General features: G+C 70.5%; 14 protein-coding genes. 8 read left to right on the top strand and 6 right to left on the bottom strand.

Features of this window, described 5'->3' with window-relative positions; all coding sequences use genetic code 11:
• Nucleotides 1-17 precede the first annotated feature (17 nt).
• Nucleotides 18-446: a nucleoside deaminase gene (locus A6A25_RS15815; protein ID WP_073890577.1), complete on the top strand. Its 429-nt coding sequence runs from the start codon at nt 18-20 to the stop codon at nt 444-446.
• A 58-nt stretch (nt 447-504) separates the two neighbouring features.
• On the top strand, nt 505-855 hold the full coding sequence (locus A6A25_RS15810) for a hypothetical protein (RefSeq protein ID WP_073890487.1): 351 nt from the start codon (nt 505-507) through the stop codon (nt 853-855).
• Between the two features lie 6 nt (nt 856-861).
• On the opposite strand, the gene A6A25_RS15805 is transcribed toward A6A25_RS15810, so the two are convergent.
• Entirely contained in the window at nt 862-1,221 is a 360-nt protein-coding gene (locus tag A6A25_RS15805) for an STAS domain-containing protein (protein ID WP_158073740.1), read from the bottom strand.
• Nucleotides 1,222-1,279: 58 nt separating this feature from the next.
• Nucleotides 1,280-2,368 carry a carboxylate-amine ligase gene (locus A6A25_RS15800; protein WP_073890481.1) on the bottom strand — a complete coding sequence of 363 codons (1,089 nt, stop codon included), beginning with the start codon at nt 2,366-2,368 and terminating at the stop codon, nt 1,280-1,282.
• A 145-nt stretch (nt 2,369-2,513) separates the two neighbouring features.
• Between A6A25_RS15800 and A6A25_RS15795 the strand changes: the two genes are divergently transcribed.
• Entirely contained in the window at nt 2,514-3,476 is a 963-nt protein-coding gene (locus A6A25_RS15795) for a DNA topoisomerase IB (protein WP_073890478.1), read from the top strand.
• Nucleotides 3,477-4,036: 560 nt separating this feature from the next.
• On the opposite strand, the gene A6A25_RS15790 is transcribed toward A6A25_RS15795, so the two are convergent.
• The 4 genes from A6A25_RS15790 to A6A25_RS15775 form a co-directional block, all read right to left on the bottom strand.
• Complete coding sequence (locus A6A25_RS15790; protein WP_073890476.1) at nt 4,037-4,960, bottom strand: baeRF2 domain-containing protein; 924 nt, start codon at nt 4,958-4,960, stop codon at nt 4,037-4,039.
• A 250-nt stretch (nt 4,961-5,210) separates the two neighbouring features.
• On the bottom strand, nt 5,211-5,579 hold the full coding sequence (locus tag A6A25_RS15785; protein ID WP_143193187.1) for a hypothetical protein: 369 nt from the start codon (nt 5,577-5,579) through the stop codon (nt 5,211-5,213).
• A 54-nt stretch (nt 5,580-5,633) separates the two neighbouring features.
• Nucleotides 5,634-6,380, bottom strand: a complete 747-nt coding sequence (locus A6A25_RS15780; protein WP_073890471.1) for a SigB/SigF/SigG family RNA polymerase sigma factor — start codon at nt 6,378-6,380, stop codon at nt 5,634-5,636.
• A complete protein-coding gene (locus tag A6A25_RS15775) occupies nt 6,377-6,751 on the bottom strand; it encodes an ATP-binding protein (RefSeq protein ID WP_073890468.1) in 375 nt (124 codons plus the stop codon). The genes A6A25_RS15780 and A6A25_RS15775 overlap by 4 nt, the downstream gene beginning before the upstream one ends.
• A gap of 212 nt (nt 6,752-6,963) precedes the next feature.
• Here A6A25_RS15775 and A6A25_RS15770 point away from each other — a divergent pair, with 212 nt between their 5' ends.
• From A6A25_RS15770 to A6A25_RS15750, 5 genes are read left to right on the top strand one after another with little or no spacing between them, the layout of a single operon-like run.
• On the top strand, nt 6,964-7,749 hold the full coding sequence (locus tag A6A25_RS15770; protein ID WP_073890466.1) for an ABC transporter ATP-binding protein: 786 nt from the start codon (nt 6,964-6,966) through the stop codon (nt 7,747-7,749).
• Nucleotides 7,746-8,549 carry an ABC transporter ATP-binding protein gene (locus A6A25_RS15765; RefSeq protein WP_241828730.1) on the top strand — a complete coding sequence of 268 codons (804 nt, stop codon included), beginning with the start codon at nt 7,746-7,748 and terminating at the stop codon, nt 8,547-8,549. The genes A6A25_RS15770 and A6A25_RS15765 overlap by 4 nt, the downstream gene beginning before the upstream one ends.
• Nucleotides 8,546-10,399, top strand: a complete 1,854-nt coding sequence (locus A6A25_RS15760) for an AMP-dependent synthetase/ligase (RefSeq protein ID WP_073890464.1) — start codon at nt 8,546-8,548, stop codon at nt 10,397-10,399. The genes A6A25_RS15765 and A6A25_RS15760 overlap by 4 nt, the downstream gene beginning before the upstream one ends.
• A complete protein-coding gene (locus A6A25_RS15755) occupies nt 10,396-11,283 on the top strand; it encodes a branched-chain amino acid ABC transporter permease (RefSeq protein ID WP_073890463.1) in 888 nt (295 codons plus the stop codon). Before A6A25_RS15760 ends, A6A25_RS15755 begins: the two co-directional genes overlap by 4 nt.
• Nucleotides 11,280-12,380 carry a branched-chain amino acid ABC transporter permease gene (locus tag A6A25_RS15750; RefSeq protein ID WP_073890461.1) on the top strand — a complete coding sequence of 367 codons (1,101 nt, stop codon included), beginning with the start codon at nt 11,280-11,282 and terminating at the stop codon, nt 12,378-12,380. The genes A6A25_RS15755 and A6A25_RS15750 overlap by 4 nt, the downstream gene beginning before the upstream one ends.
• Nucleotides 12,381-12,388: the final 8 nt, after the last annotated feature.

Here is a 12,388-nt window from a genome sequence, read left to right as displayed (position 1 = left end):
CCGTGGACCCGAGGGACATGCTGGCGGTGGCGGTGGCCGACGCACGCGCCGGGCTCGCCGAGGGCGGCATCCCCATCGGCGCGGCGCTGTTCACCGCCGACGGCACCCTGCTCGGTCGCGGCCACAACAGGCGGGTGCAGGACGACGACGCCTCCGTCCACGCCGAGACCGCCGCGTTCCGCGCGGCAGGCCGCCGCAGGACCTACCGCGACACCGTCATGGTCACCACGTTGTCACCGTGCTGGTACTGCAGCGGTCTCGTTCGCCAGTTCGGGATCCCCCACGTGGTGATCGGCGAAGCCCGGACGTTCCACGGCGGTCACGACTGGCTCGCCGAACACGGTGTCGAAATCACCCTGCTGGATGACGACGAGTGCGCCCGGCTGATGACCGACTTCATCGCCGCCAAACCGGAACTGTGGTTCGAGGACATCGGCCAGGATTAACGCGCCGCGCCGAACACCGACACAATCCCGACACGGGCCGACGCCACCATCAGCGGGCATGGAACCGTGGCACGTCGACGAAACGCTCGACTCGCTGGTGCTCGCCGAAGGCGCGGTGGCGGTGGAAGTCCCCGCCAGCTGGGGCGCCGAGGTCAGCACCCAACTCCGCTCCGCCGGACCGCTCGGACCGATCCTCGCCATCCCCGGACCCCGCCTGCGCTGGCTGTTCCTCGCCAGACCCGACCCCGAACCCGAACCGCGGCACGTGCCGCCGCCCGACGTCCGCTACTGGCACGGTCCGCGCCGCATCCCGGCGACCGCGTCGCGATGGGTGGTGCCCCCGGCGGGCGCACTGCCCCCGGTGGGGGCGGTGCGCTGCGCCATCAGGACAGTCCGCCGGTTCCTGTAGACCTGCTCAGAACCGGCCCAACGCCTCATCCACGGAACCGACGACGGTGAACACGGCGCTCAGGCCCGTCGCCTCGATCGGCCGCTGCGTCGCCCGGCTCGTCGCGACCAGCACCAGCGGGATGCCGAGCGCGCTCGCCCGCTGATTGCCGACGACCAGCGACTCCAACCCGGCCGAGCCGAGGAAGCGCACCCCACCGAGGTCCACCACCACACCCCGCACGTTCTCGACCAGGTGCTCGGTGAGCGGCCTGGTCAACTCGTCCGCGCTGCTCGTGTCCAACTCGCCCGACACGTGCAGCACCACCACGCCCTCCGCGGGTCTGTCGACCAGTACGGAAGCGAGCGTCGCCGCGGGTTCTGGCACGCCGGTACTCCTCTCACTCAGCGACGCCGGCGCGGCGTCGAAACCTTCACGGTAGACCTCAATCCGCTTCGCGGACCGTTTCGGCCAAGACCAGGTCCACCAGCCCGCGGGCGTCGGGAGAACCCCCGAACGCCCGTCGTTGACGTGCGGCGCCGCTGCCGTGCGCGCCGAGCCACGTCAAGTGATCCTCCACAGTGGACAGGGCGGAGGCGTCGGCGAGCGCCGGCCCGCACCACGACACCAGTTCGGCGACCCGGTCGCGGGCCGGCACCAGGTTGCCCGTGCGCGGATCGACGGCCAGGCCGTCCACGCCGTCGCGCGCGGCACGCCAGTAGGCGGCGCGCAGCACCATGTCGTCCACCCGTTCCGGTTCACCCGATTCGGCGGCCGTGCGGGCGAAGGCCCGGATGATCTCGGCGATGACGACCGCCTCTCGGGCTGTCATCGGGATGTCCGAGACCCGCACCTCCACCGTCGGGTGCTGCGCGGACGGCCGCACGTCCCAGTAGACCATCCCGCTGTCGAGCAGCACCTCGGTCGATTCGAGCGCGCGAACCAGCCGGTCGTACTCGTCGGCGGAGCCCAGGTGCGGCGGCGGTCCGCTGATCGGCCACCGCGACCACACGATCGTGCGCCAACTGGCGTACCCCGTGTCCTCCGCGTGTTCGATGGGCGAGTTCGCGCTCAACGCGAGCAGCGTCGGCAACCACGGCCGCAGGGCGTTCGAGACGCGGACCGCGACGTCGCGGTCCGGCACGCCGACGTGGACGTGCATCCCGCACACGCCCTGGCCGCCGATGATCTTGCGGTGCGAGTGCTCCATCATCCGGTAGCGGCGGTCGTCCGTGCCCGGCGGCGGTCCCAGCGTGCCGATCGGCGGGATCGCCGAGGCCAGCAGCCGGCAGCCCGCCGCGTGCGCGGCCTTCGCCAGGTGGATGCGCCCGGCCAAGACCTGCTCGGCCAGCTCCTCGGCGGTCGCGCACACCGGCGTGGCCACCTCGATCTGGAACGGCGTGAGCTCCCGCTGCACGTCATGGCCCGCGCCCGCGTGCTGCGCGACCGACTCGGCCAGGGGCACGGGTCGGCGCGATTCGGGGTCGACGAGGAGGAACTCCTGCTCCACGCCCACGGTCCACGGCTCTGTCATGCCGGTCCCATACCCACTCGGCCGCCACTTCAACCACGGTGTTGCACATCTTCGCCGAACGGCGTTCAGCTCCTGGTGCTGTCGCTGCGGCTTGCCGCTCGCGCCGTCGGCGTTTCGGTCGTGGACCGCCGGGAACCTGCCCGCTGTGAGATTGCGCCGCAGTGACCCGTCCGCCCCCGGCTGGCACCGCCGCGCCCGTGGCCGCGGTTTCAGCTACACCGACGCCGACGGCGAGCCGCTCGACGCCGAGTCCGTGACGCGGATCAAGTCCCTGGTCATCCCACCCGCGTGGCGCGACGTGTGGGTGTGCCCCCACCCGAACGGCCACATCCAGGCGGTCGGCACCGACGCCGCCGGACGTCGCCAGTACCTGTACCACGAGCGGTGGCGGCAGGACCGGGACGAGGAGAAGCACGACAGGGTGCTGGCCCTGGCGCCGCTGCTGCCGGGGTTCCGGGAGGAGTTGGGGCGGGAGCTGCGGGGGAGGGGGCGGTCGCGGGAGCGGGTGCTGGCGGTGGCGTTGGCGGTGCTGGAGCGCGGTGTGTTCCGGGTCGGTGGTGAGACGTACGCGGCGGACAACGGGACGCACGGCGTGGCCACGTTGCTGTGCTCGCACGTGGCGGTGCGGGGGTCCACTGTGGACTTCCGCTACCCGGCGAAGGGCGGAATCGAGTTCACGACCGCGGTGGAGGATGGATTGTTGGCGCGGGCCGTTCGGGGGTTGCTCCGCGGTCGTGCCGGTGATGAGCGGCTGCTGGTCGACGCGCGGGGGTGCGCGGTGGGGTCGGATGACGTGAACGAGCGGTTCAAGGAGATGGTCGGGTCGGAGTTCTCGGTGAAGGACCTGCGGACGTGGCACGCGACGGTGTTGGCGGCTGCGGCGTTCGCCCGGGAAGGCCGGCCGGAGTCCAAGCGCGGGCGGAAGCGGGTGGAGGCCGAGGTGATGCGGGAGGTCGCGGAGCACTTGGGCAACACGCCGGCGGTGGCGCGGAAGTCCTACGTCGACCCACGCGTCGTCCACCTGTTCCACGAAGGTGTGATGATCAAGGCAAAATCGGCCGACCGTGAGACAGTGGAACGCGCGGTCCTGCGAATACTACGGAAGTGAACCCCCCTTCACCTCCGGCAATTCCCCAACTCAACCACACCCGCCCACTCACACCTTCGGGTGAACAACAGCCAAAAATGTACGGAAACACCGTTCCCGATCCTCGGTTAAAACCATGAGGAGCCCTCGCCAACCACACCCTCACCCGCACATCACCCACCCATTCCCGCCCCACCCATCCACCACCCCGACCCGCCGACCACCTACCGGGACTCAGCGACCACCCACCCCGACCCGGCGACCACCCACCCCGACCCGGCGACCACCCACCCCCCGACCCGGCGACCACCCATCCGGACCCAGCGACCACCCACCCTGACCATGGACCGACCGGTCGACGGGGCCCACCGACCACCTGACCGCCGGACCTCACCGCCGCCGGACCTGACCGCCTGGCCACTTGGCCGCCTGACCGCCTGGCCGCCGGACCGCCGGACCGCTTGGCCGCCGGACCGCCTGGCCGCCGGATCGATTGGTCGCCGGGCTCCGGGCTCCCGGGCTCTGGACTGCCGGCCACCGGACTGCCCGCTGGTGGGCGGGGGCGCTGGCATCGCCCGGAGTCACTCGCGGAGGAGGGCGCCGACGTCTTCGTGGAGTCGGACGGCTCCGCCGACGAGTGCGATCTCGGCGCCGCACTCGACCGCGCGCAACGGCAGGAGTTCGTCGGCTCGCTTGCCGTCGAGTTCGCGTGAGCCCACGAGCGGGTCGGTGAGGAGCAGGGTCTCGACCCGCCCGTCGGCCAGTGCCTGGCCGACTGCGTCGAGGCCGTGCGCGGCACGGCCGGTCATGCGGGTGGACTCGTCGCGGAAGCGTTCGACGACTGCGCGGCGGGCGTCCTGGTTCGCGCGGCCGGCCAGGTGCAGGACCGCGCGGTCGGGGGATCCTTCGACCTCGACCACGAGGTGGTGGTAGCGGGTGGGGAGGGCGACTCGCAGGGAGCGTCGGCCGGCCAGTGGTCCGGCGAGCACGAGCAGTGGTGCGCCCAGGCGGTCCACGAGGGTGGTTGCTTCCTCGGCGACGTCGGCCAGTTCGTCGGCCTCCAGGCGTCGGCCCGGGCGCCGGGCGCCGACGGTGGCCACGGCCACCGGGCGGCCGGTCGGGTCGACGCCGCGCAGGTCCGCGCCGTGCTCGCCGACCTGCACGACCACGTGCGGCAGGAGGGGTTCGGACAGGTCGACCAGCGGCAGGATGTAGGGGAGCGGGCCGGTGCGGGCGGTGTAGCCGGTTGGTGGGACGGGGACGTACTGGTCGACCAGGACGCGTCCGCCGCCGACGACCAACCCCCGGCCGGCGAGGCCGCGGGGGGTCACGCCCGACATGATCGCATTGTGCGCCAGCGCCACGAGGTACGGGTCGGCGGACATGGCTTGGAGTTGGTCGCGCATCGCCCGCCACCGCAGGTCCACGTGATCGCCGACGTCGAGGAACACGGAGACGAACGGCCCTTCGACGTCGACCAGGTTCTGCAGACTCGCCGTGTGCATCGGTCCTCCCCGTTCGGGTCACTCGGGTGATACCCGAAAGGGGGGTGCTGCAACCACGGCAACCACGGCAACCGCGACGACTGCTGCAACCACGGCAGCCAGTCGCAAAGCGCCACAAGGCACCGCTAGGCACCCGCAAAGCGCGGCGAAGCGCGCACGGTCGGGAGAAGGGCAGGGAACGCGGATTTCGTGGACTTGCCCGGATTCCGCCGAAAGTGTGTAACCCGTTTAGGCGAACTGAAAGACGGCGTCAGCTGGAGCCGGCGGCACGGCGGGCGCGTTGTTCGCACCACGCGCAGCTCTCGGCGACGCCCACCGAGGCGAAGCCGATCAGCAGGTGCACGGCATTGCCGACGGCACCGGCATCCATCGCCCCACCCGACTCGCTGACGCCGAACGCGAACACGACCAGGAACACCACGCCCATCAGCGAGCCGACCAACCGGGCCACCCGCGTCCGCACCGCCGCCGCCCCGATGACGACACCGGTCACCAGGTGCAGCACCCCCAACCGCGGCTCGGAGCGCACGAAGTCCACCACGCCCCACACCACCAGCAGCACGCCCAGGACCAGGGCCGCCCGCTGCGGCCACGCCAGCTTCGCCCGACCTGTCACCACGGCGACCACCCCTTCCGTCCCGCCCGCTCCCGAGGGACCCCGGTCACCCGGTCGTCACTCATCATCGAGCAGCGACCGCAACCGGGCCAGTGATCGGCTCAGCAGCCGCGAGACGTGCATCTGCGACACGCCGACCGAGTCCGCGATCTGGCTCTGCGTCATGCCGCGGAAGAAGCGCAGCACGACGATCCGCCTCTCCCTCTTGGGTAGCCCGCGCAGCATGGGATCCAACGCGTGGTGCAGCTCGACCACCTCCAACGCCGGATCGTCGCTGATCAGGCGGTCGGCGTGGTTCAGCTCCTCGCTGATCGACTGCTCGTCCAGCGACAGCAGGTGGTACGCCGACGTCGCGTGCAGCCCCTCGTACACCTGGTCCACCCCGATGCCGAGGTGCCGGGCGACCTCGCTGGGCGTCGGCGTGCGCCCGGACACGCGGGACAGCTCCACCCGCGCCGTGTCGATGGCGACGCACAGCTCCTTCAACCGCCGCGGCACGCGCACCGCCCACCCCTGGTCGCGCAGGTACCGCCGCACCTCGCCGGTGATGGTGGGCACGGCGAACGCCAGGAAGTCGATGCCGCGGGTCACGTCGAACCGGTCCACGGCGTTGATCAGCCCGACCGCCGCCACCTGGCGCAGGTCCTCCACGGACTCGCCGCGCTCGGCGAACCGGTCGGCGATGTGCCTGGCCATGGGCAGGTGCTCGGTGACCAACCGGTCACGCAGCCGCTGGTAGTGCTCGCCGTCCCGCTCGGCCTCCGCCAGTTCGTGGAACAGCGGCTGGTAGTCCACCGCGTTCATGCCCGACACCTCAGCTCGACCCGCAACCGGCCCTCCCCGTCAACCCAGGTGGCCACCGCGTCGGTCACGGAACTGACAACCCGCCAGTACAACGAGTCATGATCGGGCACGGTGACGGCCGATGACCGGACCTCCGCCCGGAAGCGCACGGAATCACCTTCCCGGGCGAACCGGCACAGCAGGACGGCCGACGGGTCCAGGATCCGGGCGATCAGCGCGCTGCACGCCTCGTCAACGGCTATGACCAGGTCAATCGCCAGGTCCAAGGCCAGCGCGGGAGCCCCTCGCGCGATTGCGCCGGCGACCGCGCGAACAGTCGAGAGGTGGGCCGGTCTGGCCGCCACCCTGAGCTCCACCTCCGAGCCGTCCATGTGTGGCGAACGCTCCTCACAACCGCGTGGCAGTAGGCGGGGGCATACCCACGGACCCCTCCCGTTACACCAGTCCACACAGGACTGAGCAACAGAATCGTGAAAGCCGAACATGCCGTGGGCTGGTTCATCACGGTTTGCGAACAGCGGTAGGTAACCTTGTGATCGGAGTCATACTGATCGCCTCCCCGACATCCCCCCGGAGGCGCCTGGTGCTGGAGGCGAACAACCTTGAGGTGGTCTACGACGACGTGATGCTGGTCCTGCGCGGCGTGAGCCTGAGGGTTCCCGAGGGGCGGATCGTCGCCCTGCTCGGCGCGAACGGGGCCGGCAAGACGACGTTGCTGCGAGCGCTGTCCGGCTTGCTCGACGTGCACGACGGCAAGGTCACCCGCGGTCGGATCACCCTCGACGGCGAACCGATCCACCGCGCGTCACCGACGCGCATCGCGACGCTGGGCGTGAAGCAGGCGCTGGAGGGCAGGCGCATCCTGGCCGAGTTGACGGTCGAGGAGAACCTGCGCATCGGCGGGCACAGCAGGCCGCGCGGCATCAAGCAGAACCTGGACCGGATGTACGAGTTGTTCCCCCGGCTCCGGGAACGGCGGCGGCAGAGCGCCGGCTACCTGTCCGGCGGCGAGCAGCAGATGCTGTCCATCGGCCGGGCGCTGATGTCCGAGCCGCGCTACCTGCTGCTGGACGAGCCGAGCCTGGGCCTCGCGCCGCTCATGGTGCAGCAGATCCGCGACCTCATCGTGAAGATCAACGCGGCGGGCACGACCGTGCTGCTGGTCGAGCAGAACGCGACCATGGCGCTGTCCATCGCCGACCACGGCTACGTGCTGGAGACCGGCAAGGTCGTGATGGACAAGCCCGCCGCCGCGCTGCTGGCCGACGAGGACGTGCGGGAGTTCTACCTGGGCCTGCGCGGTGAGGCCACCGCGCAGTCGTTCCGCGACGTGAAGCACTACAAGCGGCGGAAGCGGTGGTTGTCGTGAGCCCGGAAGCGCAGGGCAACGTGCTGGAAGTGCGGGACGTGACGCTGGCGTTCGACGGCGTCACGGCCGTGGACGGCGTGTCGTTCCACGTCGCCGCGGGCGAGCTGTTCGCGATCATCGGGCCGAACGGCGCGGGCAAGACGTCGATCTTCAACGTGTTGTCGGGCGTGTACCGGCCGCAACAGGGCTCGGTGAAGTTCCAGGGCGAGGAGGTGCTGGGCAGGCGCCCGCACAAGATCGCCGCCATGGGCATCGCGCGGACGTTCCAGAACATCGAGCTGTTCGCGCACCTCACCGTGGTGGAGAACCTGATGTTGGGCCGGCACAACCACATGCGGTACGGGGCACTGGCCGCGTTCGCGTGGGTCGGCCGGGCGCGGCGCGAGGAGCTGGCCAACCGGGAGGCCGTCGAAGAGGTCATCGACTTCCTCGAACTGGAGCAGTGGCGACGCCTGCCGGTTGGCCTGCTGCCGTACGGCGTGCAGAAGCGCGTCGAACTCGGGCGGGCGCTGGCCATGGAGCCGAAGGTGCTGCTGCTGGACGAGCCGGTCGCGGGCATGAACGTCGAGGAGACCGAGGACATGGCCCGGTTCGTGCTCGACGTGCGCGACGAGCTCGGCATCGCGATGGTCATGGTCGAGCACGACATGGGCCTGGTCATGGACCTGGCGGACCGGGTGATGGTGCTGGACTTCGGCAAGCCGATCCGCACCGGCACGCCCGCCGAGGTGCAGCAGGACCCGGACGTCGTGCGGGCCTACCTCGGCGAGGCACACCAGAGCGTGGGAGGTGCGGCATGACCACGGCGACCACCACCGGGCTCACCACCGTGGTGACCCGCGTGCGCGACCGGGCCGCCCGGACGCCGGACGCGGTCGCGCTGCGGGCCAAGGACTTCGGCATCTGGCGCGAGATCACCTGGTCGCAGTACTGGGCGCAGGCCGAGCTGGTCGGGCACGCGCTGCTGGCGCTGGGCGTCGACCCCGGCGACCGGGTCGCGATCCACTCGGAGAACCGCCGCGAGTGGCTCTACGCCGACATCGGCGCGGTGGCCGTGCGCGCGATCACCGTGGGCCTGTACCCGACGAACCCGGCCAGCGAGGTCGCCTACCTGCTGTCGCACTCCGGTGCGCGGGTGCTCATCGCCGAGGACCAGGAGCAGGTGGACAAGGCGCTGGCCGTGCTGGACGCCCTGCCCGAGCTGGAGCGCATCGTCTACCTCGAGCCGCGCGGCATCCGGCACCGCTACGACAACCCGAAGTTGCTGTCCTGGGACGACTTCCTGGCGCTGGGCGAGGAGCACCGGGCCGGGAACCCGGACGCGGTCGCGCGCCGGATGCGCGAGGTCGAGCCGGACGACGTGATGACGTTGATCTACACCTCGGGCACGACCGGGCCGCCCAAGGGCGCGATGCTGACCGTGCGCAACGTCGAGTTCGCCGTCGAGTCCCTGGTCGAAGGTGGTGGGTTCACCGACCCGCCGCCCTCGCCCAAGGACATCACGCTGTCCTACCTGCCGCTGTGCCACGTCGCCGAGCGCATCTTCACCACGTGGTTCAGCGCGTCGGCCGGGGTGCAGGTGCACTTCGCCGAGTCCATCGAGACCGTGCAGGCCAACCTGCGCGAGGTGCAGCCGACGATCCTGTTCGGCGTGCCGCGCATCTGGGAGAAGGTGTTGGCGGCCATCACGATCAGCTCGTCCAGCGCCACCTGGCTCAAGCGGGCGACCACCCGGTTCTGGCTGCGCGTGGCCGACGGGCTCGGTGAGCAGCTGGTGCGCAACGGCGGCAACCACACGTTCGCCACGCGGCTCAAGTACGGCGTGGGCTGGCTGTTCTGCTTCCGCGCGCTCAAGACGCGGATCGGCATGCGGCACGTCCGGTACGCGTCGTCGGGCGCCGCGCCCATCTCGCCGCAGGTGCTGCGGTTCTTCATGGGCATCGGCGTGCCGATGCACGAGGTGTACGGGATGACCGAGAACAGCGCCGTCGCCACCGGCAACCGGCCCGGCCGGGTGAAGGTCGGCACGGTCGGCGAGCCGCACCCCGGCGTGGAGCTGCGCATCGCCGACGACGGCGAGATCCAGACCAGGCACGCGGGCGTGTTCGCGGGTTACTGGCGCGACGAGGACGCCACCCGGCGGGCGATGACCCCGGACGGTTGGCTGCGCACCGGTGACGTCGGCGAGTGGGTCGACGGCACGCACGTGCGCATCACCGACCGGATGAAGGACATCATCATCACGGCGGGCGGCAAGAACGTGGCGCCTTCGGAGGTCGAGAACGCGCTGAAGACGTCGCCCTACATCAAGGAAGCGATCGTGCTCGGCGACCAGCGCCCGTACCTGGTGGCGCTGATCGGCATCGAGTACGACACCGTCGGCCACTGGGCCAGGCAGCGCAGGATCGCCTACACCACCTACCGCGACCTCGCGGAGAAGGGCGAGGTGCGCGAGTTGGTGCAGGGCATCGTGACGAAGGTCAACGAGCAGTTCGCCAGCGTGGAGCAGGTCAAGAAGTTCCGCATGCTGCCCAAGGAACTCGACCACGAGGACGGCGAGCTGACCGCGACGCAGAAGGTGAAGCGGTCGGCGCTGGCCAAGGTGTTCGGCGAGCTCGTGGACGACATGTACCTCGGGGGGCGCGGATGACCGAGTTCCTGCAATCGCTGATCCGCGGCCTGGGCTCCGGGTCGATCTACGCGCTGCTGGCGCTGGGTTTCGTCATCATCTACAAGTCGACCAGGGTGATCAGCTTCGCTCAGCCGGCGTTCATGCTGGCGGGTGCGGTGCTGGTCAGCTACCTGGCCGCGGACATCGGCTTCTTCGCGGCCGTGCCGGTCGCGGCGGTGCTGATCGCGGTGCTGGCGCTGGGCGTGGAGCGGACCGTGCTGCGGCCGATGATCGGCAAGCCGGTGTTCGTGGTCGCGATCATCACCATCGGCGTGGACGTGGTGGTGCGCGTGGTGACCAACGCGTTCATCGGGCTGGACGTGCGGCAGGTCGGCGACCCGTGGGGCCTGTCCACGGTGACGCTGCTCGGCGTCGAGGTGCAGCAGCGGTACCTGGTCATGTTCGGCACGACGGTGGCCGTGGTCGCCGTGCTGTTCGCGTTCTTCCGGTTCTCCCGGGTGGGCCTGGCGATGCGCGCGGTGGCCTACGACCAGGAGGTGGCGCTGGCGCAGGGCATCTCGGTCGGGTCGGTGTTCGCGCTGTCGTGGGCGATCGCGGGCGGGCTGGCGGCGTTGGCCGGGGTGTTCGTGGCCACCGGCGCGGGCGTGGACCAGCAGCTGTGGGTGATCGCTCTGAAGGCGTTGCCGGCGATCATCCTCGGCGGCTTGGACTCGTTGGGCGGCGCGGTGGTCGGCGGGTTGACGGTCGGGGTGGTGGAGTCGCTGGTCGGCACGTACCAGGGTGACGTGGCGCCGTGGCTCGGGCCGAACTTCGCGCTCGTCGCGCCGTACGTGCTGATGCTGGTCGTGCTGCTCGTGCGGCCTTACGGGTTGTTCGGCAGCAAGGAGGTTGAGCGACTGTGAAAGGTCGTCCGGAGCTTTACACCTCCTACGGGCAGGACACCGCGTTCCTCAACACGCGCCCCAAGCGGACGTGGACGGGGGCGTTGGTGGTGGTGGCGCTGCTGGTGCCGTTCGCCATCACCGACGACCTGCTCATGCTGCTGGCCACGGGGTTCGTGGCGGCGATCGGCGCGATCGGGCTGAACATCGTGACCGGATACGCGGGGCAGGTGTCGTTGGGGCACGCGTTCTTCCTCGCCATCGGCGCGTACACGGGCGCGGCGCTGTCCGGTGACCCGGACGGGCGGGTGCTCGGGTTCGGCGTGACGTCGCTGCCCGTGTGGCTGCTGGCGTCCGGGTTGGTGGCAGGGTTGGCGGGGCTGATCGTGGCGCCGATCGCGGCCCGGCTGCGCGGGCTGTACCTGGCGATCGTGACGCTGGGGCTGGTGTTCCTCGGCGAGCACATCTTCCGCGAGTGGACGTCGTTGACCGGCGGTCCCGGGGTGGGGCGGCCGGCGGCGGTGCCCGAGCTGTTCGGCGTGCGGCTGGACCGGCCGTCGGAGTTCTTCAGCGGGCCGCAGCAGCTGTACCTGCTGATGTTCGTGCTGCTGGTGATCTTCGCGGTGCTGGCGCGCAACCTGGTGCGGTCGCGGATCGGGCGGGCGTTCGCCGCGGTGCGGGACCGGGACCTGGCGGCGGCCGTGATCGGCGTGGACCTGACCCGGTACAAGGCGCTGGCGTTCGCCGTGTCGTCGTTCTACGCCGGTGTGGCGGGCTCGTTGTTGTTCGTGGTCAACGGGTTCTTCGACCCCGGCTCGTTCGGCCTGCTGCTGTCGGTGCAGTACATCGCCATGGTGCTCATCGGCGGTGCGGGCACGATCTCCGGCGCGATCATGGGCGCCTTGTTCATCACGCTGCTGCCGCGCATCACCCGGGAACTGCCCACGGTGCTGCCGTTCATCAGCGCAGACGCGACCGGTGCGGTCACGGTGTTCCAGGTCGAGGCGGTCCTCTACGGGCTGCTGATCGTGGTGTTCCTCATCGTGGAGCCACGTGGCCTGTTCGGTATCTGGGTGCGCGTCCGCAACTACTGGCGCACCTGGCCTTTCTCGTACTGAAAGGGTGG

It is taken from the genome of Saccharothrix sp. CB00851, assembly GCF_001905065.1.
Taxonomy (GTDB): Bacteria; Actinomycetota; Actinomycetes; order Mycobacteriales; family Pseudonocardiaceae; genus Actinosynnema.
Note: the sequence above shows the minus strand (reverse complement) of the source record. Positions and strands in the feature narration are given on the sequence as shown.

Bases quoted from the DNA above. Each gene is read 5' to 3' on its own strand.
- A6A25_RS15760 (WP_073890464.1), top strand. From the start codon at position 8,546: ATGACCACGGCGACCACCACCGGGCTCACCACCGTGGTGACCCGCGTG.
- A6A25_RS15815 (WP_073890577.1), top strand. From the start codon at position 18: ATGCTGGCGGTGGCGGTGGCCGACGCACGCGCCGGGCTCGCCGAGGGC.
- A6A25_RS15790 (WP_073890476.1), bottom strand. From the start codon at position 4,960: ATGCACACGGCGAGTCTGCAGAACCTGGTCGACGTCGAAGGGCCGTTC.
- A6A25_RS15810 (WP_073890487.1), top strand. From the start codon at position 505: ATGGAACCGTGGCACGTCGACGAAACGCTCGACTCGCTGGTGCTCGCC.
- A6A25_RS15755 (WP_073890463.1), top strand. From the start codon at position 10,396: ATGACCGAGTTCCTGCAATCGCTGATCCGCGGCCTGGGCTCCGGGTCG.
- A6A25_RS15775 (WP_073890468.1), bottom strand. From the start codon at position 6,751: ATGGACGGCTCGGAGGTGGAGCTCAGGGTGGCGGCCAGACCGGCCCAC.
- A6A25_RS15780 (WP_073890471.1), bottom strand. From the start codon at position 6,380: ATGAACGCGGTGGACTACCAGCCGCTGTTCCACGAACTGGCGGAGGCC.
- A6A25_RS15800 (WP_073890481.1), bottom strand. From the start codon at position 2,368: ATGACAGAGCCGTGGACCGTGGGCGTGGAGCAGGAGTTCCTCCTCGTC.